We start from the raw sequence: 23,533 nt of genomic DNA, 5'->3' as shown, positions 1-23,533 counted from the left end.
GGGTTGACGAGTTCAGGAGGACCATATGAATAAAGGTGATCTCGTTTCAGCCGTCGCCGACAAGGCCGGTCTGACCAAAGCCCAGGCGGGCGATGCGCTGGACGCCGCTATCGAGGTGATCACCTCGGCGCTTGCCCAGGGCGACGAAGTCAAGCTGATTGGTTTCGGCACCTTTGTGGTCGCAGACCGTCCGGCCGGTACGGCCCGCAACCCTCGCACCGGCGAGACCATCGAGGTCGCTGCTTCCCGCACGCCGAAGTTCAAGGCTGGCGCCGGCCTCAAGGATGCCGTCAACAACAAGTAAGCTTTCTCCCGGGTCGCGCGACGGCGCCTGTGCACGGAAAAGCCCGGATGTGGATCAGCTCCCGATATCTTCGGAGACTTGGTGCTGCAGGCCCTTTCGGGCGGGCCGGGGAAGAATCGATTTGCATCTTGAAACACCCGGCAGGTTCCCTTAGACGATGGGGGCGTGCCGGTGTCGCCGGAAAAAGATTGCGCCTCGTCGACCCGCGGGCGTGTTTTCAAGCCTGAAGTTGTCGGGGGCGGTTAGCTCAGCTGGTTAGAGCGCCACGTTTACACCGTGGATGTCGGGGGTTCGAATCCCTCACCGCCCACCATGTTTCCGGGCGACACGCGCGGCGCACCAGCCCGTTACCGGCAGGGAGGAAGTGCAGCGTGCAGGCGTTCTCGTCCGATGGCGTTCGCATCAATTTCATCGATATTCCTGCACGGGACGGCGATGGCCGGCCGGTGCTGCTCATTCATGGCTTCGCCTCGAATCATGCCGTGAACTGGGTCAATACGATGTGGACGACGACGCTGGGGCGTGCCGGCTATCGCGTCATCGCGCTCGACAACCGCGGGCATGGCCAGAGCGAGAAGCTCTACGATCCGGCTGCCTATACCACCGCGAACATGGCGGAGGACGCGCGCCGCCTGCTCGACCATCTGGACATCGAGCGCGCCGCCGTGATCGGCTATTCGATGGGCGCGCGCAACACGGCGCGGCTCACCGTGCTGCATCCCGAAAGGGTGGCGGCGGCCGTGCTCGGCGGGCTCGGCATTCACCTCGTCGATGGCGACGGCCTGCCGACCGCTATCGCGGAGGCGATGGAGGCGTCGTCGCTGGAGGATCTGACGGCCCCGAACCAGCGCATGTTCCGCGCCTTCGCACAGCAGACGGGCAGTGACCTGCGGGCGCTCGCGGCCTGCATTCGCGGCTCGCGCGGCGGGGCGCTGACCCGCGCCGAGGTCGCCGCGATCGCCATGCCCGTGCTCGTCGCCGTGGGCTCGCGCGATCCCATCGCCGGCTCCGGCGAGGCGCTGGCGGCGCTCCTGCCTCACGGCCGTTTTCTTGAGATTCCCGGCCGTGACCACAATCTCGCGGTTGGCGACAAGGCGCACAAGCAGGGCGTGCTGGCGTTCTTCAGCGAGGTCTATCCGGCCGCGTAAGCCTCCGGGCGGGGCGGTGGAAACCGGGAGCGCAAGTCTGTCCTGCGCTGCACGCAATTGACGCCTGGCGGAGGGAGTGCGTACTTTTTCGAGGTCCGCGCGCTTGCCGGTGCGTCGATGCGCCTTCCGCCCTCCCACTTTCTTTCCCTCCGCCTTCACCGGATGAATCAGATACTGACCCTCGTCGCGCCGGTTTTCGGGCTCATCGGGCTTGGCTGGTTCGTCGCAAGAACACGGCTGCTGCCCGAAAGCACGGCGGTCGGCGTGTCGGACTTCGTCGCGACACTCGCCATTCCGGCGCTGATTTTCCGCACCCTGTCGGAGGGCAGCGTTCCCGAGGCCAGCCCATGGAGCTACTGGGCGGCGTATTTCCTGGGCGTTGCCATTGTGTGGCTGCTGGCGATGGCGCTGGCGCGCCGGTTGTTCGCGGCGAGCGGAACCGAAACCGTGATATGCGGCTTCTCCGCCGCGCAGTCGAACACCGTGCAACTGGGTGTGCCGCTGATCGTGATGGTGTTCGGCGAGCCCGGCGCGCTGCCGATGTTCCTGCTGATCGCCGTGCATCTGCCCATCATCATGCTGGCGGCGGCCATCATGTTCTCCCGCGCCAACGGGGAAGGGCGCGGCTTCGGCATCGTGGCGACGCTGCGGGCGCTGGCGACGAACCCGATCATCATCGCGATCGTGCTCGGCGGCATCGTGCGCGTCGCGCATATCCCGTTGCCGGGCCTTGTCGTGGACATCGTCGGGCAGCTCGCCGTGGCCGCGGCGCCCGTAACGCTCGTCGCGATGGGTATGGCCGTGGCGCGCTACGGCCTGCGGGGCAATCTCGGCCCGACAACGGTCATGACTGTGTTCAAGCTGGTCGTGCACCCGTTCGTAACCTGGATTCTCGCCTTTCACGTCTTCGCGATGCCGCCGGTTTTCGCCGCCGTGGCGGTGACCTTCGCGGCGTTGCCGACCGGCATCAATGCCTATCTGGTCGCGATCCGCTACAGGTCCGGCGAGGCGTTGGCCTCGAACGCCATTTCGCTGACAACACTCGTTTCGGTCGTCACTATAACGTTCTGGCTATGGTTCATCGGCGCGGCGCCCGTGTAGGAGGTCTTGCGGACTTTCCGGAACGCGCGGGGAATATGTCGATTTTTGTCGTTCGCCGCGCCGGGGAGAAACGACTATTTTACATCTTCCGTTCAAGTTGTGGCGAGGGCGCGAAGTGTGCGTATCCCGGCCCTGCATCGGGACGGGAAGGGAATGTGAATTCGAGAATACGGCGCGCCCGACCCTTCGATCGTGTGACCCTCTGACCGGCGGCCGTTCTGGCCGCCGGATTTTTTTGTTCTTGGGGAATGTTTCGCGGAACTCGGGCTATACGGGTGAGAAAATCTTCAGGCCGACGATCCCGGAGACAATCAGCCCGACGCAGACGAGCCGCATCGTCGTCATCGGTTCGTGGAACAGCACCACGCCCAGAATGACGGTGCCGATCGCGCCGATTCCGGTCCAGATCGCATAGGCGGTGCCGACGGGCAGAACTTTCAGCGACCACGCCAGCAGCGCGAAGCTGACCGCCATCGCCGCCAGCGTGAGGAGCGAGGGCACAAGGCGGGTGAAACCTTCCGTATACTTGAGCCCGATCGCCCAGACGGTCTCGAACAGGCCCGCGACGAAGAGGGCGAGCCACGCAATTCCGGATTGTCCCATGAAGGGCCTCCAGTCAGTTCGTGGCGGGGTCGTCCCCGCCGGATTGAGGAGGCGTCGACATCGGGCGTCGAGGGCGGGGCCGTCCCCGCCGCGCCGTGACCGGCCGGAGCCCTCCCGCAGCTGGCGGAAGGCGATTGTCAGTGAATGCGCATGAACAGGCGGTCCCAGCGCACCGCCGACGGCCAATTCCATATCTGCCACGCGGGCGTTTCGTCGTCCAGCGAGAAGAATGTGATCTCGGCCCGGCCGATGAAGTGATCGAACGGCACATAGCCCATGGACGCGAGGTCGCGGGAATCGCTGGAGTTGTCGCGGTTGTCGCCCATCATGAAATAGTGCCCGTCCGGCACCTTGTAGACGAAGGTGTTCGCCCAGTAGCTTGCCGCGCCCTCGCGCTCAATGATGAGGTGGCTGCGGCCGCCGGGGAGCGTTTCGCGGTAGAGCGGCACGTTCAGCGGCCGGCCCCACTGATCGGCGTCGGGATAGGTGCCGATCCGCTCGCGTTCGACCGGCTTGCCGTTGATGACGAGCACGTTGTCGACCATCTGGATGGTGTCGCCGGGCAGGCCGATCACCCGCTTGACATAATCGGTGCCGTCGTTCTTCGGCGAGGCGAAGACGGCGATATCGCCGCGCTGCGGTTCCGCGCTCCAGATCCGCCCCTCGAACGGGACGATGCCCCACGGGAAGGAATAGCGCGAATAGCCGTAGGCATATTTCGACACGAACAGATAGTCGCCGATCAGAAGCGTGGGGATGAGCGACCCGGAGGGGATGCTGAACGGCTGGAACAGGAAGGTGCGGATCACGAGTGCGATCAGTATCGCCTGGGCGACCACCTTGACCGAGTCGCCGATGCCGCCTTTTCCGCGTTTCGGTGCGTTGCTGTCGTCCCGCTGCTGCGTACCGTCGTCGGATGAGGCGTTCATGACATGCTCCGTGCGTGGGCCTCCTGAATAGGAGATGGATGCCGATGCGGGCAAGCGCTTTGTGGGCGTCACGCTCCCTGCCGGTCGCGCGAGGCTGCCGTGCGCGAAACGCAGCTTGACGGTCGATGGCCTCATTTATATAGTTAGTCTAACTAATATTATGAGGCGGCGAAAGACGTTTTCCTGTCTTGCTGCGGTCGCGGCGTGCACCCCGAGAGTATATCCACCATGCCATCCGAGCGTCTTGAGGACGAGGCGGCGGCCATCGCCGATCTGCTGCGCCCGGCCATCCTGCGGCTCAACCGCGACCTGCGCCGGGAGACGCGGGGAGCGGTGGGCCTGTCGCCGTTCCAGACGCTGCTTCTGGGCACGCTCCAGCGTGAGCCCGGCATCGGCGTCAACGAGCTGGCGGCGCGCGAGCGCATCACGCCGCCGAGCATGAGCGCGCATATAAAGCAGCTCGAAACGGCGGGCCTGCTGCGGCGCATCGAGGGCGCGCACGACGACCGCCGGCGGGTGGGCCTTGCGATCACCGGGGAAGGCGAGCGCGTGCTCGACGAGGTCAAGCGCCTGCGTACCGCCTGGCTCGCTGCCCGCATCGCGCAACTGACGGACCAGGAACGCAAGCGCATCCAGCTGGCAATCGAGCCGCTGATCAGACTGAGCGAGTTGCCCCCATCATGACTTCCGCTGCAAAGCCTGGCCTGATCGAGCGGGTCGCCCGCTCGCGCTTCATCGTACCCTATATCGTGGGCTTCGCGCTGTTCATGCAGATGCTCGACTCGACGGTGATCGCGATGGCCCTGCCGGACATGGCGCGGTCGCTGAACGCCGATCCCGTGCGGCTCAATATCGCGATCACGTCCTACCTGCTCAGCGTGTCGGTGTTCATTCCCGTGAGTGGCTGGGTGGCGGACAGGTTCGGCGCGCGCAACGTGTTCGTCGCGGCGATCGTGCTGTTCACGGTCAGCTCCGTCTTCTGCGGCCTTGCGGGCTCGCTCGGCGAACTCGTCGCCGCGCGGCTTGCGCAAGGCGTGGCGGGGGCGATGATGGTGCCGGTGGGGCGCATCGTCATGCTGCGCTCCGTCAGCAAGGCCGATCTCATGCAGGCGACGACCTATCTCACGTTGCCCGCGCTGCTCGGCCCGGTGCTCGGCCCGCCGGTCGGCGGCTTCATCACCACCTTCGGCTCCTGGCGGTGGATATTCCTGATGAACGTGCCGGTGGGCGTGATCGGCGTCGTGCTGGCGCTGACGTTCATCAGGAACACGCGCGAGGACGGCGTGCCGCCGCTCGACGTGCGCGGCTTCGTGCTGACGGGCGTGGCGCTGGCGTGTCTCGTGCTCGGCTTCGAGACGCTCGGCCACGGCGCGATCTCGTGGCAGTTCAGCACGCTCGTGCTGCTGGTAGGGCTGGTGTGTGCGCTGCTTTATGTCCACCACGCGCGCCGCACGCTCCACCCCGTCGTGGACTTCGGGCTGATGCGGATACGGACGTTCAGGGCCTCCATCGTGGGTGGCAATCTGTGCCGGTTCGATGTGGGGGCGGCGCCCTTCCTGATGGCGCTGCTGCTGCAGGTCGTGATGGGCATGTCGCCGTTCGCGGCGGGGATGATCACCTTTACCGGAGCGACGGGGGCGATCATGGCCAAAATCCTGATCACACCGGTTTTCCGGCGCTTCGGCTTCCGGCTGGTGCTGACCGCCAACGCCGTGATGGTGGCGCTGACGATCGTCGCATGCGCGGCGCTGACGCCGCTCACGCCACAATCCGTCATCATGATCGTGCTGTTTGTCGGCGGCATGTTCCGCTCCCTTCAGCTCACGGGGGTGAATGCGCTGGTCTATGCCGATATCCCGCCGGAGCGCATGAGCAGCGCCAACACATTGTCGAGCATGCTGCAGCAGGTGGCATTCAGCATGGGCGTCAGCATCGCGGCGCTTGCCATCCAGGCGAGCATGACGGCGCGCGGCGCGGCGACGATATCCATTGTCGACATCAGGGCCGGCTTCATCGTGCTGGCGCTGCTTGCGGCGGCCTCCGCCATATCGTTCCTGCGCCTTCCGCCGCGGGCCGGCGAGGAGGTAAGCCGCGGGCGGACCGGCGCCATGGAGGCTTCCGTTTCCGACGGCCATGCGTGAATTCCTGCGTGAATTCACGCGCGAGTTTCTGTTGACAGGCGCTGGCGGGCGGACTTTCCTCGACGGAGGCGAGGTCCGGCCGGGTGCCGGGCTTCGGGAACTCCATTCAGGCAGGTATTCATGACGACGCATCCGCAGGACCTTTCCCCCTCGATCGATCCGGTGAAGCTCGACAGGCTGGCGGAGGTTGCCATCCGGGTCGGGCTGCAACTGCAGGCAGGGCAGGACCTGCTCGTGACGGCACCGGTGGCGGCGCTGCCGCTCGTGCGCCGCATCGCCTTCCATGCCTATTCGGCGGGTGCCGGGCTGGTGACGCCGTTCTTTTCCGACGAGGAACTGACGCTTGCCCGCTACCGCTTCGCCGCCGATCCCGGGTTCGACCGCGCGGCGGGCTGGCTCTATGAGGGCATGGCGAAGGCGTTTTCGGCCAACACGGCCCGGCTCGCCATCGTTGGCGACGACCCGATGCTGCTCTCTAACGAGGACCCCGTGAAGGTAGCGCGCGCCAGCAAGGCCAATTCGGTCGCCTATCAGCCGGCGCTGGAGAAGATCGCGGGTTTCGACATCAACTGGAACATCGTCGCTTATCCCGGGCTCTCCTGGGCGCGGCAGGTCTTCCCGGACGACGCGCAGGACGTCGCGGTGCGGAAGCTGTCGGATGCGATCTTCGCCGCCTCGCGCGTCGACGGCGACGATCCGGTGGGCGCATGGGCGGCCCACAACGCGGCGCTGCACCGCCGCTCGGCGTGGCTGAACGCCCAGCGCTTCCACGCGCTGCACTTCACCGGGCCGGGAACGGACCTGACGATCGGTCTCGCCGACGGCCACGAATGGCATGGCGGCGCCTCGACGGCGAAGAACGGCATCACCTGCAACGCCAACATCCCCACCGAGGAGGTGTTCACCACGCCGCATGCCGCCCGCGTGGAGGGATACGTGGCGAGCACCAAGCCGCTCTCGCATCAGGGCACGCTGATCGACAACATCCGCGTGCGCTTCGAGGCGGGCCGGATCGTGGAAGCGAAGGCCTCGCGCGGCGAGGAGGTGCTCAACCGGGTGCTGGACACCGACGAGGGCGCGCGCCGGCTGGGGGAGGTCGCGCTGGTGCCGCATTCGTCGCCGATCTCGAAGAGCGGCATCCTGTTCTTCAACACGCTGTTCGACGAGAACGCCTCCTGCCACATTGCGCTCGGCCAGTGCTACGCCAAGTGCTTCGTCGATGGCGCGAAGCTGACGCCGGAAGAGATCGCGGCGCGCGGCGGCAACAAGAGCTTCATCCACATTGACTGGATGATCGGCTCGGACGAGGTCGACATCGACGGCGTGCATGCCGACGGCCGCCGCGTGCCGGTGTTCCGGAAAGGCGAATGGGCCCGGCCGGAAGAGGTCTGACCATGACCGGCGACTTCAGGATCGAAAGGGACGCGGGCGGGGACTTCGTCCTCGACCCCGCGGTGCTTGCCGCCCGCTTCCGCCTGTCCGTCGCGGACTTCCGCCGCAACATGGCGCTCGGCCATATCACGAGCATGGTCGAGGCGGGGCAGGGGGAGGACGCGGGACGATTTCGCCTGACGCTGCGCTTTGGCAACCGGGTCTGGCGGGCCGTGGTCGATGCCTCTGGCAGGGTTGCCGACGAGACGCTGGGCTTCACCAGTCCGGTTCGCGGCATCCGGGCGGGGGCGGCGGCGACCTGTTCCGCGTCTGCACGAAAACCCTAATAATTCCTTCACAGTGAAGGTGTTATAGAATGAATTGATCGTTCGGGACGTCTCGTTCCCGGAAATCCCTCAAGACAAGGCGGCGGAAGAGATGGCGATAACGCAAGTGGATTATCTCCTGCTGGGGGGCGGCCTCGCCAGCGCAACCGCCGCCGAGACCCTTCGACATGAAGGCGCCAAGGGAAAAATCCTGATCCTCTCCGAGGAAAGCATCTCGCCCTACTATCGCCCGTTCCTGTCCAAGGAATATCTGGTGCAGGAACAGGATCCCTCGAAACTGCAGATATTCCCCGAGAAGTTCTACGCGGAGCAGGACATCCTGCTGGCGCTGAACACCACGGCGGTGACGCTCAACGCTTCGGGCAAGTTCATCGTCACGAATACCGGGCAGGTGATCGGCTATGACAAGCTGCTGATCGCCACGGGAGCGAAGCCGAAGCCGCTGCGCATCCCCGGCTGGGAGCGGGCGGGCGTCTTCTGGCTGCGCCGGCGCAGCGAGGGCGAGGCCATCCGTCGCGCGGCGGCGAAGGCGAAGACCGCCGTCGTCATGGGCGGCAGCTTCCTCGGCATGGAAATCGCCATGTCGCTTCACCACCTCGGCCTCAAGGTCACGGTGGTGGAGCGCGGCGACAAGGTGCTGACCCACCTCGAATCGGCGCAATTGTCGGCCTACTTCCGCGCCTTCGCGGAGTCGAAAGGGCTGACCTTCCATTTCTATGACGAGGTCGTCAGCATCGAGGGCGACGAGCACGTGCAGTCGGTGGTTACCCGCGAGGGCCGCACCATTCCGGCTGAGATGGTGATTGCCAGCATTGGCGTCGACCCGGCGACATCCTTCCTGCGCGGCACCGACATCGCGTTGGAGAACGGCCGCGTGCTGGTGAACGAGTTCATGGCGACCAACGTCCCCGGCATCTATTCCGCCGGCGACGTCACCACCTTCTACGATCCCGTTTTCCGCTCCAAGCGCCACATCGAGCATGCCGACAACGCCATGCGGCAGGGGCGCATCGCGGCGCGCAACATGCTGGGCAAGCGCCAGCGCTACGAACAGGTGTCGTACTTCTTCTGCGAGGTTGGGGAACTCAGCTTCAGCGCGCTCGGCGTCTCGGAGGAGGCGGACGAATGGATCGAGCGCGGAAGCCTCGATGCGCGCTCCTACTCGTTGTTCTATCTCCGCAACGGCGTGGTGCAGGGCTATTTCTCCATGGGTCGCCCCGCGAGCGAGACGCGCACGGCCGAGGGGCTGATCCGCTATCGCGTCAACGTCGCGGACCGCAAGGAGCGCATCGCGGACGCCTCCGTCGCGCTCGACGACATTCCCACCCAGAACGTGTTCGTGCTGCAGGGAGGCGGCGCGCTCGGCGCATTCGAGACGGGCGTGATCAAGGGGCTTGAGGAGCACGGCATCTATCCGGATATCGTGGCGGGCGTGTCCATCGGCGCGATCAACGGCGCGGTGATCGCCGGCAATCCGAAAGATCCGACCCGCGCGCTGGAGGCGTTCTGGAAGGATCTCACCGTGGACGCGCCGCGCCTCCTGCCGGACGACGCGCGCCGCACGGCGGTGTCGCTGCAGATTCTGGCTTTCGGCGTGCCGAGCTTTTTCCGCCCGCGCTGGCTGCCGCCCGTGTACGACCCGATGACGCTGCCCTTCAACTGGACGAGCTACTACGACACGTCGCCGATGAAGTCCCTGCTGCGCAAGTATGTGGATTTCTCCGCGCTGAAGGACAGCCCGGTGCGGCTGCTCGTGAGCGCCGTCAACGTCAACACCGCCGAGCTGGAAATCTTCGACAGCTACGTGGACGACATGACGCCGGACCATATCCTCGCCAGCGGCAGTCTGCCTCCGAGCTTTCCGTGGACGGAGATCGATGGAAAAGCGTATTGGGACGGCGGCATCATCAGCAATTCGCCGCTCGATATCGTTCTCGACCGCTGCGGCCCGGACGGCAAGCGCGTCTACGCTGTCGATCTGTTCGCGTCCAGCAAGCCCTTGCCGCAAAACATGATGGAAGTGCGCTCGCGCCTGAGCGAGATCATCTATTCGGAGCGGGTGCGCAACGACATCCGCATCCGTGAGGTTGTCAGCGCCTATCGCGGGCTCATCGAACACGTGCTCAGCCACGTGGAGGAGGAAACCGCCGCCCGCATCCGCCAGCGCCCCTACTACATCCAGCTCATGGGCGACGGCGCGCCGATGAAGATCATCCGTTTCCTGCGCGTCGGCACGCCCGGCGAACCGTCCTCGCGCGACTACGACTTCTCCGACATGGGCATCCGCGCGAACCAGAAAGAAGGCTACGAACTGGTCATCAGGACGCTTCAGGAACTGCGCCAGCAGGAAGAGGGCGACGAGATACCGGTATCCATCGCCGCGAAATAAGGTTTTGTGCCGCCTTTTATTGCGTCTGCAAAATTATGCCGGCAGCATGTTGACTTGACACACAATTGTTAAGTCGCCGTTTTAAGAGAATAAACGAGACGACGTCTCTGCCCGGCTGTCCGGCCAGCCAGTTTATAATAACTATAAGCTGGCCGTCTGCGGGTGTGTGTATGCCGTAACCGGGCGCCGACAAGCGGCGCGCCGGATTCGGGGCGCGCAACACATAATGTGAGATGGATCATGGCTGGATATGCCAAGCCTGCCGTCGCTGCCCGGGCATTCGGGCTCGTGGCGGCGATATGCTTTTCTGTGTTTTCTTTCGTGACGGTTCTGGCTGTCGGGGAGGTCCGTGCAGAGCCGATACGTGGCGCGGGGTCGACTTTCGCCGCGCCCGTCATCGCCCGCTGGGCGCGGGCATACAGCGAGGCGCGCGCTGACGGCGGCGACTTCGTTTCTCCCGACTGGACGGTCGATTACGAACTGGTTGGGTCGCTCGCGGGCCTCATGCGCCTTGAGCAGCCCGAACTCGATTTCGCCGCGAGCGACGTGCCCGTCGAGCCCGAGGAGCTTGCGCGGCGCGGCCACCAGCAGTTTCCGTTCGTCCTGGGCGGCATCGCCGTCGTCGTCAACCTCGACGGCGTGAGGGTGGGCGAGCTGCGCCTGCCTGGGCCGGTGCTGGCGGACATCTATCTGGGCCGGGTGACGACGTGGAAAAACCCGGCCATCGCGGCGGCCAATCCGGGGCTCGGCCTGCCCGATCTGCCGATCACCGTCGTTTACCGCAAGGACGGCTCGGGCTCGACCTTCGCCTTCACCGAATACCTGTCGGCGGTCAGCCCGGAATGGCGCGAGCGCCTGGGCGCGGATACGCTGATCGCCTGGCCGGCCGGCAAGGGCGCTGAAGGCACGCAGGACCTTATCCGCAGCGTGCAGGCGACCAAGGGCGCCATCGCCTATGCCGAGTTTGGGCAGGTCGCGCGTACGAGCATGCCCTTCGCGTCCATCGAGAACGCTTCCGGCCGCTTCGTCGCGCCCGGGCCCGACGGCTTCCAGGCTGCCATCGACTCCGTCGACTGGTCGCAGACGCGGGACTTCTACGCGGCGCTGACCAACCGTACCGGCGAGAACGCCTATCCGATCACGGCCGCGACCTTCGCGATCGTGCCGGTCGCCCGGCGTTCGGCGGGCCGCTATGGCCGCGTGCATGACTTCTTCCGCCTGGCCTTCGACAAGGGCGGCGAGGATGCGCGCGCGCTTGGCTACGTACCGCTTCCGGCGCCGCTCGTGGAGCGGATCAAGCAATACTGGGTCGAGGAACTGCGCACGCGAAGCTGATCGCGGTGCCTTCTGGGGATGGCGTAACTATGGATATTGATATCTTCAAGGACATTCTTGTCCCTGTCATCGGCGGCCTCGGGCTGTTCATGCTGGGCCTCGAATTCATGTCGAACGGCATTCAGGCCCTTTCCGTCAACCGGATGCGCGAGTTCCTCGCCAAGGCCGCGGGTACGCCGATCAAGGGCGTCATGGCGGGTACGCTGATCACGGGCGTCATCCAGTCGTCCACGGCGATGACGGTGATGGTGGTCGGTCTCGTCAACGCCGGCGTCGTCGCGCTGCGACCCGCCATCAGCGTGATCATGGGCGCCAACATCGGCACCACGCTCGGCAACGGCCTCATCGCGCTGCCGCTCGGGCCGCTCGGGCTCGTCTTCTCCGGCTTCTTCGCGCTCGTCTACTGCTTCTCGAAGAACGAGAAAGTGCGTAACATCGCGCTGTCGGCCATGGGCTTCGCGCTGATCTTCTACGGCCTCAACCTGATGACCGGCGGCCTGCGCCCCCTGCGCAACATGCCGGAAGTCATGGCGCTGCTTTCCACGCTGCAGGCCGACTCGTACATCAACCTCATCAAGTGCGTGTTGATCGCCGCCGGTATCACGGCGCTGATCCACTCCTCGTCGGCGACCATCGGCATCGTGATGGGCCTCGGCGCCGCCGGCATCCTGGACTGGAAGACGGCCGTCGCCTTCTCGCTCGGCGCGGATCTCGGCACCACGATCACTTCGTGGATGGCCTCGATCAACCTGTCCAAGAACGCCAAGCGTGCCGCTTACGCCCATATATCCTTCAATCTCATCGGCGTCTGTATCACGGTGCCGCTGTTCTTCGTCTCCATCGAGGTGCTGCGCTGGGGCATGCAGTGGTTCGGTGGCGATCCTGCGGTTCCGGTTCTGGTCGGCGGCAAGGAGACCTTCCCGCTGGTGCCGGTCGCGGTGGGTCTGTACTCGACGGTGTTCAACATCTTCAACACGCTGCTGCTTTTCCCCTTCGTGGGCGTGTTCGAACGTGTTCTCCTGCGTGTCGGCCATACGGACGACGAGGATGTGGAGGATTACTCCACGCCGAAGTTCCTCAACCGCGCTGTGGCTGACGACTTCGCCCGCGCCGTTCCCGCGGTGGAGCAGGAAACCGCCCGCCACCTGCAGGCCGGTGCCCTGTTCCTCGACATCGCGCGCGGCAAGAAGAACGCGCCGTCCGATCCGGGCGAGCACTACCTCGCGACGGATATCCTGAGCCGCGACATCCGCGCCTACACGGCGGCGCTGATGAAGGAGGATCTGCCCTACGAGCAGCTCGACCTCATCGCCAGCCTGATCGAGGAGGCGGACTTCACCGCCGCCCTTACCGAGTCGATGCATCAGGTGGCGCGCCGCGTGAAGCGTGAGAAGTTCTCGGACAAGGCGCAGGCGATCGTCGACGTCGCCCTCGACAAGCTCGACTACTCGCTGCGCGAGATCCTGCCCGACTACGGCATCGCCGATCCGCAGATGCCGGCAGGCCACGTCACGTTCCCCGGGGTCGATGAATTGCGTGCCCGCACGCTGGCGCTCGGCCCCAACGCCGGAGCGGGCGAACGCGGCACCATCCTCGCGCTGCTCGGCTCCATCGAGCGCGCGGAGCTGCTCATCCACCGCATCGACGCCGAACGCAAGTCCGTGAACCGGCAGAGCGTGCTGGCGCGCGCGGCCCGGCAGCAGGCCCCGACGCCCCGCGCGGACGAGGGCGGGCTGGCACCGGTGCCGGCCGAGTAAAACGGGCTTCCGGTTGCGCCGGAACATCGTGTAACGATCTTTCCCGCCGGGGGCGCACTCCGGCGGGAACAGTTTCGGCAGTCGCCTGTTGCCGCAGGATTTGATGCCACAACGACGATTGGAACGAACTGGGCGAGGCTTCGATGAGTGTCGGTCTGGTAGCACTTCTTGACGATATCGCGGCGCTGGCCAAGGTTGCCGCCGCTTCCCTCGACGATGTCGCCAGCCAGGCGGCACAGGCGGGCACCAAGGCGGCGGGCGTGGTTATCGACGATGCGGCGGTGACTCCGCGCTACGTCGTGGGCTTCGCCGCCGCGCGCGAGGTGCCCATCATCGGCAAGATCGCCGTTGGCTCCCTGCGCAACAAGCTGCTGATCCTGCTGCCGGCGGCCCTCATCCTGAGCCTGCTGCTGCCGCAGGCCATCACGCCGCTGCTGATGATCGGCGGTCTTTATCTATGCTACGAGGGCGCCGAGAAGGTGTTCGAACTCGTCCTGCCGCACGCGGCCCACAGCCACGAGGCGGAACTGGAGACGGTGGCCGTCGACGCCAGGACCTTCGAGGATCAGAAGGTCGCGAGCGCCATCAAGACCGACTTCATTCTCTCGGCCGAGATCATGGCCATCACGCTCGGCGCGGTGCCGAACGCCTCGCTCGGCATGCAGGCGATCGTCCTCGCCGTGGTCGGCGTCGGCATCACCATCGGCGTCTACGGCGCCGTCGCGCTGATCGTGAAGGCGGACGACTTCGGCCTGATGCTGTCGCGCTACAAGGCGCCTTCCACGCCCGGCAAGCTGATCCGGGGGCTGGGGCGCGGTATCGTGCAGGGCATGCCGTGGTTCCTGAAGGGCCTCGGAATCGTCGGCACCGCCGCCATGATCTGGGTGGGCGGCGGCATCGTCCTGCACGGGTTCGAGCAGTTCGGCCTCGGCGGCGCCGCGCATCTGGTGCACGATTTCTCCGAGGCGGCGGAGCACGCGGCGGGGTCTGCTGTCGGCTGGCTCGCCGGCGCTGCGGGTTCGGGTGCGTTCGGCCTCGTTCTCGGCGGGCTCATGATTCCGATCATGAGCTATTGCGTTTCCCCCCTCTGGCGGCGCGCCAAGCTGCAGCTCAAGAGCGCCTGAGCCGTCCCGCTCCCCGCCGCATGTTTTCGCCGCGCGGCAGCCCCGTCTCCGCGTGGCGCTCGGCCGCTCGCGGAGACTTCCGGGCCTCGTCTCAGTCGCGTCGTCCTGCCCGCCATGGACAAGGCCACGGTGCCGGTTTACAGCTTTTCCAATGTCCGGCGGTCGCGGGACGCAGGATGGGGAGGTAGGCCGTGGAAGAGGCGCGCCACAAGCTTTCGATGAGTATCCTGATGACGCCCGACATGGCCAACTTTTCCGGCAATGTTCACGGCGGCCACATCCTGAAGTATCTCGATCAGGTCGCCTTTGCCTGCGCCAGCCGCTACGCGGGCAGCTATGTTGTGACGCTCTCCGTCGATCAGGTGATCTTTCGCCAGCCCATCCACGTCGGCGAACTGGTGACGTTCTATGCCGCCGTCAACTATACCGGTCGCACCTCGATGGAGATCGGCATCAAGGTGGTGACCGAGGACATGCGCGCCCGGAGCGTGCGTCACACCAACAGCTGCTACTTCACCATGGTCGCCGTCGACGAGAACGGCAAGGCGATCCCCGTGCCGCCTCGCGTGCCGCAGGGCACGGAGGAGCGCCAGCGCTACGAGGCCGCCATCCAGCGCCGCGCCCTGCGGCAGGAGATGGAGCAGCGCCACCAGCGCATCCGCGAATCCGTCAGCCACGGCCCGCACGAGGTGGCGCCGGTTTCCGACGAATAGCGCATCGGCAGGGACGCGGCGCGGCGGCCTTCAGACCTGCGTCGCGCCCCTTGCCCGCTTTCCCGTGTCGCTGCCCTCAGCCGGCCAGCATGGTGCCCTTTTCGCGCAGCCGGGCATGCCATCCCAGCGCTTCCTCGATGACATGCGGCGTCTGCCCGCCGCGCTTGAGGGCGCGGTCGAAGTAATCGTCGAGGGCGTCGCGGTAGCTCGCGTGGGCGCAGTGGTCGATGATCTCGCGCGCCCGCTCGCGCGGCGCCAGGCCGCGCAGATCGGCAAGACCCGCCTCGGTGACGATGATGTCCACGTCGTGTTCCGTGTGGTCGACATGGCTCGCGAACGGCACCACGCTCGAAACGGCGCCGCCCTTGGCGATGGACTTGGTGACGAACACCGACAGATAGGCATTGCGGGCGAAGTCTCCCGAGCCCCCGATGCCGTTCATCATGTGCGTTCCGCCGACGTGGGTCGAGTTGATGTTGCCGTAGATGTCGACCTCCAGCGCCGTGTTGATGGCGATGATGCCGAGGCGGCGGATGATCTCCGGATGGTTGCTGACCTCCTGCGGGCGCAGGATGAGCCGCGACTTGTAATCGCCCAGGCGCGGCAGCACCCGGCCGTAGCACTCGCGCGACAGCGTGATCGACGAGCCGGAGGCGAAGCGGAGCTTGCCGGCGTCGAAGAGATCGAAGGTGCTGTCCTGCAGCACTTCGGAATACATGGTCAGGTCGTGGAAGGGCGTCTCGATGAAGCCGTGCAACACCGCGTTGGCGATGGAGCCGATGCCCGCCTGCAGCGGCTGCAGGGTGTTGGTGAGGCGGCCCCGCGCGACCTCGTTCTGCAGGAAGTCCGACAGATGGCTGGCGATGGCGCGGGTCTCGTCGTCGGGCGGCAGCACGGTGGAGGAGCTGTCGAGCTTCGTCGTCACCACGATGGCGACGATCTTTTCCGGCGGGATATCGATATACGGCACGCCGACGCGGCTTTCCGGCGTGACGACCGGGATGGGCTCGCGGTAGGGGCGGCGCTTGGGGATGTAGATGTCGTGCAGCCCCTCCAGCACGTCGGACTGCTCCAGGTTGATCTCGACGATGACCTTCTCGGCGAGGATGGCGAAGGAGGCCGAATTGCCGACCGAGGTGGTGGGCACGATGCCGCCGTTCTCCGTGATGGCCACGGCCTCGATCACGGCGACGTCGACCGGGCCGATCTGGTGCGTGCGCAGCAGCTCCACCGTTTCCGACAGGTGCTGGTCGACGAACATCACCTCGCCCTCGTTGATGAGCTTGCGAAGCGCGGGATCGGACTGGAAGGGCATGCGGCGCGCCAGCACGTGCGCTTCCGCCAGCGTCTTGTCGAGATCGTTGCCGAGCGAGGCGCCGGTGATCAGCGTGATCTTCAGCGGTTCCTCCTTCGCGCGGGCCGCGAGCGCCAGCGGTACGGCCTTGGCCTCGCCGGCGCGGGTAAAGCCGCTCATGCCCACAGTCATGCCGTCACGGATGTGGCGCGATGCTTCCAGCGCCGTCGTAACCTTGGACTGGAGGCCGGGATGGCGGATTCTCTCGCGATGCATAAGCGTGTCCTCGAAAACTGCGCGCGGTTTCGGTTGCCGTCTTTCCGGCAATGCCTGTCCACGTGGCAAATGAACGTCAGGGAACGGCCCGCCCGTGGCGTCGGGAAGGGGCCGTCCATCGTCATGACAGAGAGAGCCGTTCGTTGCCGCACGACTCACCCGCCAGCATATGTGGCGATATTCGATACGATCAACGGCGCGAGCGCGGTTTGGAACCTAGCAATTGGTTGTATGGGAAGGAAAAATGGAAATGCATTGCCGCTAACCCGCCGCCCGCTTGTCAGGCCGCGCCACGGCGTGGTAACCGGAGACGGGGCAGCCGGGCGGTGGCGCATCGGCGCCGGTCCGTATATGCTCCGGGTAACGGGGATAGGCTCCGGGATGGAGATCGCAGGAGGCGTCAATGGCTGAAAACAATGCGCAGGGTGGCGGCGTCGGGACCGAGGTGCCGTTCAGCCTGTTCGTGGGCGGGGTTGCGATCGCGCTCGTCCTGATCGCGCTCGTCGCCATCGTGAACGTCGGCTGATGCCGGGCCGTCGCCGGGCAAGCGCCGGCGGCGGGGGTGAGCGGGCGTGAAAAAGCCGGCAGGGGAATGTCCCTTTGCCGGCCTCACTGCGTTGCGGCTGCTTCAGTCGCGGTTACAGGCTGCCCTGCGAGACGAACTTCGTGTTGAGATAAGCCTCGATCGCCTCAAGGCCGCCCTCGGAGCCGTAGCCCGAATCCTTGATGCCGCCGAAGGGCACTTCGGGGAGCGCGAGGCCGAGGTGGTTGATGGTCAGCATGCCGCTTTCGATGGACTGCGCCAGCGCGGTGGCGGTCTTAGCGGAGCGGGTCACGGCGTAGGAGGCGAGGCCGAAGGGCAGGCGGTTGGCCTCGGCCACGGCGTCGTCGAAATCGCGGAACGGCACGATCAGCGCCAGCGGGCCGAAGGGTTCCTCGTTCATCGCCCGCGCGGTGGTGGGCACGTTGGCGAGCACCGTCGGCTCGAAGAAGTAGCCCTTGTTGCCGATGCGGTTGCCGCCTGTGACGAGTTCCGCGCCGTGCTGGACGGCGTCCTGGATGAGGCCTTCGAGGGCGGGGATGCGCCGTTCGTTCGCGAGCGGCCCCATGGTGGTGCCCTCCGCCGTGCCGTCGCCGACCTTGATGGCCTTCGCGAACGTCGTGAACTTGTTGACGAAGTCGTCGTAAACGCCTTCCTGCACCAGGAAGCGCGTCGGCGAAACGCAGACCTGCCCGGCGTTGCGGAACTTCGCGCCGGCAAGCATCTTCGCCGCGACGTCGAGGTCCGCATCGTCGAAGACGATGGCGGGCGCATGGCCGCCGAGTTCCATCGTGACGCGCTTCATGTGCAGGCCGGCAAGCGCCGCGAGCTGCTTGCCCACGGGCGTGGAGCCAGTGAAGGAAATCTTGCGGATGACCGGATGCGGGATGAGGTATTCCGAAATCTGCGCCGGCACGCCGTAGACGAGGCTGATGACGTCACCCGGCACCCCGGCGTCGATGAACGCGCGGATGAGTTCGGCGGGCGAGGCCGGCGTTTCCTCGGGTGCCTTGACGATGATGGAGCAGCCGGCGGCGAGCGCGGCCGAGAGCTTGCGCACCACCTGGTTGATGGGGAAATTCCACGGCGTGAAGGCGGCGGCCGGGCCGACGGGCTCCTTGATCACGAGCTGGTAGACGCCCTCGGCGCGGGCGGGAACCACGCGCCCGTAGGCGCGGCGAGCCTCTTCCGCGAACCAGTCGATGGTATCGGCGGCGGCCAGCGTCTCCATGCGGGCCTCGGCCAGCGGCTTGCCCTGTTCGAGCGTCATCTTCAACGCGATCTGCTCTGCCCGTTCGCGCAGCAGGTCCGCCGCCTTGCGCATGAGCTTGGAGCGCGCGAACGCAGACGTCCTGCGCCAGGTCTCGAAGCCGCTCGCCGCCGCCGCGAGCGCGAGGTCGAGATCGGGAATCTCGGCATGCGCAACCGTGCCGATGACTTCCTCCGTCGCGGGATTGACGACCGGGATGGTTTTGCCCGACAGGCTGTCGCGCCAGGAGCCGTTTATGAAGAGCTGGACATTGGCATACATGTGAAGTCGTTCCCTCAGGTGAAGTCATTGGTGCGTTCGCCGCGCTGCGCTGGCGGCCCGGGCGGATTATGCTGCCTTTGCCGCAAAAGGAAAGGGCACCGGGCGCGCGTCAAACGCGCCCTCCCTGCATGGCGATGCAGGCGGTTCGCTTCAGGCGCGCGGCGGCCCGAGGCGCCCGGCGAGGCCGGCCGCGAATCCCTTTACCATCGCGCGCGGCCGCGCCGTCCTGCCGCCGTCGGCCAGCCAGTAGGCCAGCGTCTGCGCGGCGATGTAGAGACAGATGCGCGTCTTCCAGCGCAGGGGAACGTGACCCATGCCCAGCAGCGCCGCCTGGTTGCGCGCGTAGGTGCCCAGCCGCAGGGGCGACTGCACCGGCAGTTCCCAGCCGATGACGGGCACCCGAAGCTGCCCGCCGCCGAGGCGATGCGGCATCGGGATGTCATCCGCCAGCCAGCAGGAAAACCCCTTCGACCAGGCGCGGAAGCACCACTCCACGTCGATGGCGTCAATGAAGAAGTCGCCGCGGAACGGGCCGATTTCACGAAACGCCGCGATATCGATGAGGCTGCCCGACGAAATCGCGAACCACACGGCCCGCGCCTCCGCCACGACGCGCCCGTCGGGATGGGGATGCACGGTCGGCGGCTTGTGGTCGGGCGAGGCGGAGACGGGCAGGGGCCCGGCCAGCGCCGCGCGCTCGCCCGCCGCCAGGAGTGCCGACAGCCGGCGGGAAAGTGCCGTCACCATGCCCGGCGGGGGGCTCGAATCCTGGTCGAACAGGATCACGCGGCTGGCCACGGCTGATTCGGCCCTGGCCATGATGCGGGCGTAGGCCTCGCCCAGCCCGACATTGCCGCCCGGATCGTCGATGTGGATGGGCGTGTCCCCGGCGATATCCAGCAGGCGCGCGCGCTCCTCCGCCGGCATGGGGGAGTTGGTGACCACGACGACCTCCGCCGTCTCGGGCGCGACCGTGGCGACGAGATCCGCGAGCACGGCGAAATCGGGATTGAAGGTGACGATGCCGGCGACGATCCGTTCCATGTTGCCCCTGCCCGCGCCGGACATTCCCGCCGCCTGCGCCCGGGACCGTTTAACAGCGATATCCGGCAAGGTCCACGAGGATCGTGCCGTTTGCCCGGCACGGACGTTGACCCGGGGGGGCGTCTCCGATAATGACAGGACGCGCGGTCAAGCCTGCTCCAGTTGTGCGACAGGTTACGAAGGGTGATGCGGTTGCTGCCCGGCCGGCTCCCGAGCGGATGCTTGCGAGGGGACCGGGAGCAGGCGGCGCCCTTCGATGCCTCATCGCGGGCCTGATTCCTCGGGTCCGCGTGCGGTCAACCTGTTGCTGCAACCAGTTGTCGAGTGAACATCTGCATGTCCCTTCATCCCACTTCCAGAGACTGGCGGCTTGCCGCCGACGATTTTCTGCGCGGCATGAAGTCCTGGCAAATCTGGACCCTGATGGGCGTCAGCGACATCAGGCAACGTTACAAGCGATCGCGCTTCGGCCAGTTCTGGATCACGCTGTCGATGGCCGTGTTCGTCGCCGGCATCGGGGTCGTGTTCTCGCTGCTGTTCAAGCAGTCGGTCGCCGAGTATGTGCCGTATCTGGCCGTCAACTACATCATCTGGACCTTCATGTCCGGCGTGGTGTCGGACAGCACCACGGCCTTCGTGCAGGGCACGGTCTTCCTGCGGCAGGAGAACCTGCCAAAGACGATTTTCGTGATGCGCGTCATCGTGCGCAATCTCATCGCGCTGGCGCACAACATCGTGATCGTGCCGCCGGTGTTCCTGCTGTTCGGCGTGGTGCCGGACTGGGGCATCTTCCTGATGCTCCCGGGCTTCGCGCTGCTGCTGGTGGCGTCGTTTCTCGTCACGCTCCTGTGCGGCATCCTGTGCACGCGCTTCCGCGACCTGCCCCAGATCATCGCCAACCTGCTGCAGCTCGCCTTCTTTATCACTCCGATCATGTGGCGCGTGAGCCAGCTCGACGGGCGGGGATGGTATGTGACGCACCTCAACCCGTTCGCGGTGTTCCTGCGCATCGTCACCGATCCGATTCACGGCAAGGTGCCGGAATTGTACGACTACGGCGCGGCGCTGACGGTCATCGCCGTGCTCACGGCGGTCACGTGGCCGCTGTTCGCCCGCTTCCGCGCCCGCATCGTCTACTGGCTGTGAGGAATCATGGCGAAGAGTAACGTTTTGCCGTCCATCGAACTCGTCAACGCGAGCGTCGAGTTTCCGATCTACAACGCGCGCGGCCGCTCGATCCGCTCCACGCTGCTGCAGCGGGTGGGGGGCGCGGTGAGCACCGAGGCCGACGGGGTGACGGTGACGGCCCTGCGCGACATCACCCTGTCGCTGCGCAACGGCGACAGGCTCGCGATCGTCGGCCACAACGGCGCCGGCAAGTCCACCCTGCTGCGGGTGTTCTCCGGCGCATACGAGCCGTCGAGCGGCGCTGCCGAGATCGTCGGCAAGGTCGCCTCGCTCCTTGACATCACCATGGGCATGGACCCCGAGCTGACCGGCGCGGAGAACATCATCCTGCGCGGCGTCTTCACCGGCATGACCATCGATGAGGCGCGCGGCTTCATTCCGGAGGTGGCGGCGTTCTCGGAACTCGGGGACTACGTCAACCTGCCGATGCGTACCTATTCCAGCGGCATGACGCTGCGGCTCGCCTTCGCCATCTCGACGGCCAGCACGCCGGATATCCTGCTGCTGGACGAGCTGATCAGCGTCGGCGACAGCTCCTTCGCCCACAAGGCGCGCGACCGCATCGAGCGCATGATGGACCGCGCCAGCATCCTGGTGCTCGCCTCCCATGACGCCAAGACGCTGCGCAAGTACTGCAGCCGCGCCGTCATGCTCTCCGAGGGGCGCATCGTGGCGGATGGCACCGTGGAGGAGGTGCTGGAAGCTTACGGCATCGGCGACGATGGCGACGGCGTGCTGTAGCAACGCCGGCGCCGGTCGCCGCGCCCGTCACTTCGCGGGCGTGTCGTCCGTGCGGGCGTAAATGTCCTCGATGCGCACGATGTCATCCTCGCCGAGATAGGGTCCGGACTGCACCTCGATCAGGTTGAGCGGCAGCTTGCCCGGATTTTCCAGCCGGTGGACGCAACCGAGCGGCAGGAAGATGGACTCGTTCTCGCGCAGCAGAATCTGTTCGGAGTCGCGGGTGACGAGCGCCGTGCCGTTGACGACCACCCAGTGCTCGGCGCGGTGGAAGTGCTTCTGCAGCGACAGCTTCGCCCCGGGATTGACGGTGATCCGCTTCACCTGAAACCGCTCGCCGGTGTGGATGGACTGGTAGTAGCCCCACGGGCGATGCACCTGCACGGTCTGCGTGGCGGCGGCGTGGCCGTTCCGGCGCAGGCGCTCGACCAGTTTCTTCACGTCCTGGTCCCGGTCCTTGCGCGTCACCAGCACGACGTCGGGCGTGGCGACCACCACGAGGTCGTCGATGCCGAGCGCCGCGACAAGCTGGCCCTCGCCGCGCAGGTAGCTGCCGCGCACGTCCTCCGCCACCACGTCGCCGATGAGCACGTTGCCGCTGCCGTCACGGCTGCCGATCGCCCATAGCGCCGACCAGCTTCCGACATCCGTCCAGCCGCAATCGGTGGGCGTGACGACGGCAAGCGCAGTCTTCTCCATCACCGCGTAGTCAACGGCGATGGAGGGGCTTTCGGCGAACGCGGCCTCGTCGAGGCGGACGAAGTCGAGATCGGCGCGCGCGGCGTCGAGCGCCGTGCGGCTCGCGGCCAGCACCTCGGGCGCAAGCCGTTCCAGCTCCTGCAGGAACACCGCCGCCGGAAGCAGGAAGATGGCGCTGTTCCACAGATAGTCGCCCGAATCGAGATAGGTCTGGGCGGTCGTGGCGTCGGGCTTCTCCACAAAGCGCTGCACCGGATAGACGCCCGGCACGTCGGTTTCCCCGGCGCCCCGCTGGATATAGCCGTAACCGGTGGCGGGCGCGGTCGGCTGCACGCCGAACAGGACGAAGCGGCCGGCCACCGCCGCCGGCAGGCTGTTGAAGACGGCGTCGAGCAGGGCCGGTGTGTCCTGGACGACATGGTCGGCGGCGAGCAACAGGATGAGCCCCTGCGGATCGCGCCGGCTCTCGACCAGCGCCGCGATGGCGGCCGCGGCCGTGGTATTGCGCCCGACGGGCTCCAGCACGATGGTGGCGTCGTCGATGCCGAGAGCGCGCAACTGCTCGGCAATGACGAATCGATGCTCGACGTTGGCGATCACGATGGGGGCGTTGAAGCGCTTGCGGTCGGCGACGCGCAGCACCGTTTCCTGCAGCATGGAGCGCTCGCCGGCAAGCGGCAGCAACTGCTTGGGGAAGGTCTCGCGCGAGAGCGGCCACAGCCGCGTGCCGGTGCCGCCGGAAAGAATGACGGGAGTGATGCGTCCGGAAGGGGCTTGCCTGTCTGTCTCGCTCATGTCTCGCTCACGTTATTATATTGCCACTCGTGCCGGGTTGTTTAGCACAGCTTCGTCGTGATTGGGCAATCCTGCTTCCTCCATAAAGTTGCTTGCGTCAGGCTGTCTTTCCCCGGATAACCTGACCTGCGAAACCGAACCGCGGGTTCCGCGGCACGCTCA

The 23,533-nt window shown here is 66.2% G+C and carries 21 protein-coding genes and 1 tRNA gene; 16 read left to right on the top strand and 6 right to left on the bottom strand.

The annotated features are described in order from the left end of the window. Positions 1-25: 25 nt before the first annotated feature. The 4 genes from FHS82_RS00535 to FHS82_RS00520 all read left to right on the top strand — a co-directional run bounded on the left by FHS82_RS00535 (position 26) and on the right by FHS82_RS00520 (position 2,553). A complete protein-coding gene (locus FHS82_RS00535; protein ID WP_166947634.1) occupies positions 26-304 on the top strand; it encodes an HU family DNA-binding protein in 279 nt (92 codons plus the stop codon). A gap of 236 nt (positions 305-540) precedes the next feature. Continuing rightward, positions 541-617, top strand: a tRNA-Val gene (locus FHS82_RS00530). 58 nt (positions 618-675) lie between these two features. After that, entirely contained in the window at positions 676-1,452 is a 777-nt protein-coding gene (locus FHS82_RS00525) for an alpha/beta fold hydrolase (RefSeq protein WP_166947632.1), read from the top strand. 162 nt (positions 1,453-1,614) lie between these two features. After that, positions 1,615-2,553 carry an AEC family transporter gene (locus FHS82_RS00520; protein ID WP_166947630.1) on the top strand — a complete coding sequence of 313 codons (939 nt, stop codon included), beginning with the start codon at positions 1,615-1,617 and terminating at the stop codon, positions 2,551-2,553. Between the two features lie 267 nt (positions 2,554-2,820). Here FHS82_RS00520 and sugE read toward each other — a convergent pair whose 3' ends face one another. Then, positions 2,821-3,141 carry a quaternary ammonium compound efflux SMR transporter SugE gene (gene sugE, locus FHS82_RS00515; RefSeq protein WP_166948849.1) on the bottom strand — a complete coding sequence of 107 codons (321 nt, stop codon included), beginning with the start codon at positions 3,139-3,141 and terminating at the stop codon, positions 2,821-2,823. Positions 3,142-3,293: 152 nt separating this feature from the next. Continuing rightward, on the bottom strand, positions 3,294-4,085 hold the full coding sequence (gene lepB / locus FHS82_RS00510; RefSeq protein ID WP_166947628.1) for a signal peptidase I: 792 nt from the start codon (positions 4,083-4,085) through the stop codon (positions 3,294-3,296). Positions 4,086-4,313: 228 nt separating this feature from the next. Between lepB and FHS82_RS00505 the strand changes: the two genes are divergently transcribed. The 9 genes from FHS82_RS00505 to FHS82_RS00465 all read left to right on the top strand — a co-directional run bounded on the left by FHS82_RS00505 (position 4,314) and on the right by FHS82_RS00465 (position 15,262). After that, complete coding sequence (locus tag FHS82_RS00505; protein WP_166947626.1) at positions 4,314-4,769, top strand: MarR family winged helix-turn-helix transcriptional regulator; 456 nt, start codon at positions 4,314-4,316, stop codon at positions 4,767-4,769. Further along, on the top strand, positions 4,766-6,226 hold the full coding sequence (locus FHS82_RS00500) for a DHA2 family efflux MFS transporter permease subunit (protein WP_166947624.1): 1,461 nt from the start codon (positions 4,766-4,768) through the stop codon (positions 6,224-6,226). The genes FHS82_RS00505 and FHS82_RS00500 overlap by 4 nt, the downstream gene beginning before the upstream one ends. A 120-nt stretch (positions 6,227-6,346) precedes the next feature. Further along, positions 6,347-7,618 carry an aminopeptidase gene (locus tag FHS82_RS00495; protein ID WP_166947622.1) on the top strand — a complete coding sequence of 424 codons (1,272 nt, stop codon included), beginning with the start codon at positions 6,347-6,349 and terminating at the stop codon, positions 7,616-7,618. A gap of 2 nt (positions 7,619-7,620) precedes the next feature. Then, positions 7,621-7,944 (top strand): DUF6522 family protein, encoded by a 324-nt coding sequence (locus FHS82_RS00490; protein ID WP_208394017.1) that lies wholly within the window; start codon positions 7,621-7,623, stop codon positions 7,942-7,944. 91 nt (positions 7,945-8,035) lie between these two features. Beyond that, entirely contained in the window at positions 8,036-10,333 is a 2,298-nt protein-coding gene (locus FHS82_RS00485) for an FAD-dependent oxidoreductase (RefSeq protein WP_166947620.1), read from the top strand. A 240-nt stretch (positions 10,334-10,573) separates the two neighbouring features. After that, positions 10,574-11,668 carry a phosphate ABC transporter substrate-binding protein PstS gene (gene pstS / locus FHS82_RS00480; RefSeq protein WP_166947618.1) on the top strand — a complete coding sequence of 365 codons (1,095 nt, stop codon included), beginning with the start codon at positions 10,574-10,576 and terminating at the stop codon, positions 11,666-11,668. 29 nt (positions 11,669-11,697) lie between these two features. After that, positions 11,698-13,425: a Na/Pi cotransporter family protein gene (locus FHS82_RS00475; RefSeq protein ID WP_166947616.1), complete on the top strand. Its 1,728-nt coding sequence runs from the start codon at positions 11,698-11,700 to the stop codon at positions 13,423-13,425. A gap of 143 nt (positions 13,426-13,568) precedes the next feature. Further along, positions 13,569-14,549, top strand: a complete 981-nt coding sequence (locus FHS82_RS00470) for a DUF808 domain-containing protein (protein WP_166947614.1) — start codon at positions 13,569-13,571, stop codon at positions 14,547-14,549. A gap of 218 nt (positions 14,550-14,767) precedes the next feature. After that, on the top strand, positions 14,768-15,262 hold the full coding sequence (locus FHS82_RS00465) for an acyl-CoA thioesterase (protein WP_166948847.1): 495 nt from the start codon (positions 14,768-14,770) through the stop codon (positions 15,260-15,262). Positions 15,263-15,338: 76 nt separating this feature from the next. On the opposite strand, the gene scpC is transcribed toward FHS82_RS00465, so the two are convergent. Then, positions 15,339-16,832: a succinyl-CoA:acetate CoA-transferase ScpC gene (gene scpC / locus FHS82_RS00460; RefSeq protein ID WP_166947612.1), complete on the bottom strand. Its 1,494-nt coding sequence runs from the start codon at positions 16,830-16,832 to the stop codon at positions 15,339-15,341. Positions 16,833-17,235: 403 nt separating this feature from the next. On the opposite strand from scpC, the gene FHS82_RS21295 reads away from it, so the two are divergent. Next, a complete protein-coding gene (locus FHS82_RS21295) occupies positions 17,236-17,358 on the top strand; it encodes a hypothetical protein (protein WP_281351042.1) in 123 nt (40 codons plus the stop codon). Between the two features lie 112 nt (positions 17,359-17,470). Here FHS82_RS21295 and FHS82_RS00455 read toward each other — a convergent pair whose 3' ends face one another. Together FHS82_RS00455 and FHS82_RS00450 are read right to left on the bottom strand one after the other, a co-directional pair. Next, positions 17,471-18,904 (bottom strand): NAD-dependent succinate-semialdehyde dehydrogenase, encoded by a 1,434-nt coding sequence (locus tag FHS82_RS00455; protein ID WP_166947610.1) that lies wholly within the window; start codon positions 18,902-18,904, stop codon positions 17,471-17,473. A gap of 150 nt (positions 18,905-19,054) precedes the next feature. After that, on the bottom strand, positions 19,055-19,948 hold the full coding sequence (locus tag FHS82_RS00450; protein ID WP_208394016.1) for a glycosyltransferase family protein: 894 nt from the start codon (positions 19,946-19,948) through the stop codon (positions 19,055-19,057). Between the two features lie 336 nt (positions 19,949-20,284). On the opposite strand from FHS82_RS00450, the gene FHS82_RS00445 reads away from it, so the two are divergent. Together FHS82_RS00445 and FHS82_RS00440 are read left to right on the top strand one after the other, a co-directional pair. Continuing rightward, positions 20,285-21,094: an ABC transporter permease gene (locus FHS82_RS00445; protein WP_166947606.1), complete on the top strand. Its 810-nt coding sequence runs from the start codon at positions 20,285-20,287 to the stop codon at positions 21,092-21,094. A 6-nt stretch (positions 21,095-21,100) separates the two neighbouring features. Beyond that, positions 21,101-21,877, top strand: coding sequence for an ABC transporter ATP-binding protein (locus FHS82_RS00440; protein WP_246224951.1), 777 nt, complete (start codon positions 21,101-21,103; stop codon positions 21,875-21,877). A gap of 27 nt (positions 21,878-21,904) precedes the next feature. Here FHS82_RS00440 and FHS82_RS00435 read toward each other — a convergent pair whose 3' ends face one another. Beyond that, positions 21,905-23,371 (bottom strand): mannose-1-phosphate guanylyltransferase/mannose-6-phosphate isomerase, encoded by a 1,467-nt coding sequence (locus FHS82_RS00435; RefSeq protein ID WP_166947604.1) that lies wholly within the window; start codon positions 23,369-23,371, stop codon positions 21,905-21,907. Positions 23,372-23,533 lie beyond the last annotated feature (162 nt).

This window comes from Pseudochelatococcus lubricantis (genome assembly GCF_011762225.1).
GTDB classification, from domain to species: domain Bacteria; phylum Pseudomonadota; class Alphaproteobacteria; order Rhizobiales; family Beijerinckiaceae; genus Pseudochelatococcus; species Pseudochelatococcus lubricantis.
This window is presented reverse-complemented; position numbering and strand designations above follow the sequence as displayed.

What these genes read in the sequence shown, in the direction of transcription:
- FHS82_RS00535 (WP_166947634.1), top strand. Translation starts at nt 26, where the DNA reads ATGAATAAAGGTGATCTCGTTTCAGCCGTCGCCGACAAGGCCGGTCTG.
- FHS82_RS00520 (WP_166947630.1), top strand. Translation starts at nt 1,615, where the DNA reads ATGAATCAGATACTGACCCTCGTCGCGCCGGTTTTCGGGCTCATCGGG.
- lepB (WP_166947628.1), bottom strand. Translation starts at nt 4,085, where the DNA reads ATGAACGCCTCATCCGACGACGGTACGCAGCAGCGGGACGACAGCAAC.
- FHS82_RS00505 (WP_166947626.1), top strand. Translation starts at nt 4,314, where the DNA reads ATGCCATCCGAGCGTCTTGAGGACGAGGCGGCGGCCATCGCCGATCTG.
- FHS82_RS00500 (WP_166947624.1), top strand. Translation starts at nt 4,766, where the DNA reads ATGACTTCCGCTGCAAAGCCTGGCCTGATCGAGCGGGTCGCCCGCTCG.
- FHS82_RS00495 (WP_166947622.1), top strand. Translation starts at nt 6,347, where the DNA reads ATGACGACGCATCCGCAGGACCTTTCCCCCTCGATCGATCCGGTGAAG.
- FHS82_RS00490 (WP_208394017.1), top strand. Translation starts at nt 7,621, where the DNA reads ATGACCGGCGACTTCAGGATCGAAAGGGACGCGGGCGGGGACTTCGTC.
- FHS82_RS00485 (WP_166947620.1), top strand. Translation starts at nt 8,036, where the DNA reads ATGGCGATAACGCAAGTGGATTATCTCCTGCTGGGGGGCGGCCTCGCC.
- pstS (WP_166947618.1), top strand. Translation starts at nt 10,574, where the DNA reads ATGGCTGGATATGCCAAGCCTGCCGTCGCTGCCCGGGCATTCGGGCTC.
- FHS82_RS00475 (WP_166947616.1), top strand. Translation starts at nt 11,698, where the DNA reads ATGGATATTGATATCTTCAAGGACATTCTTGTCCCTGTCATCGGCGGC.
- FHS82_RS00470 (WP_166947614.1), top strand. Translation starts at nt 13,569, where the DNA reads ATGAGTGTCGGTCTGGTAGCACTTCTTGACGATATCGCGGCGCTGGCC.
- FHS82_RS00465 (WP_166948847.1), top strand. Translation starts at nt 14,768, where the DNA reads ATGAGTATCCTGATGACGCCCGACATGGCCAACTTTTCCGGCAATGTT.
- scpC (WP_166947612.1), bottom strand. Translation starts at nt 16,832, where the DNA reads ATGCATCGCGAGAGAATCCGCCATCCCGGCCTCCAGTCCAAGGTTACG.
- FHS82_RS21295 (WP_281351042.1), top strand. Translation starts at nt 17,236, where the DNA reads ATGGCTGAAAACAATGCGCAGGGTGGCGGCGTCGGGACCGAGGTGCCG.
- FHS82_RS00455 (WP_166947610.1), bottom strand. Translation starts at nt 18,904, where the DNA reads ATGTATGCCAATGTCCAGCTCTTCATAAACGGCTCCTGGCGCGACAGC.
- FHS82_RS00450 (WP_208394016.1), bottom strand. Translation starts at nt 19,948, where the DNA reads ATGGAACGGATCGTCGCCGGCATCGTCACCTTCAATCCCGATTTCGCC.
- FHS82_RS00445 (WP_166947606.1), top strand. Translation starts at nt 20,285, where the DNA reads ATGTCCCTTCATCCCACTTCCAGAGACTGGCGGCTTGCCGCCGACGAT.
- FHS82_RS00440 (WP_246224951.1), top strand. Translation starts at nt 21,101, where the DNA reads ATGGCGAAGAGTAACGTTTTGCCGTCCATCGAACTCGTCAACGCGAGC.
- FHS82_RS00435 (WP_166947604.1), bottom strand. Translation starts at nt 23,371, where the DNA reads ATGAGCGAGACAGACAGGCAAGCCCCTTCCGGACGCATCACTCCCGTC.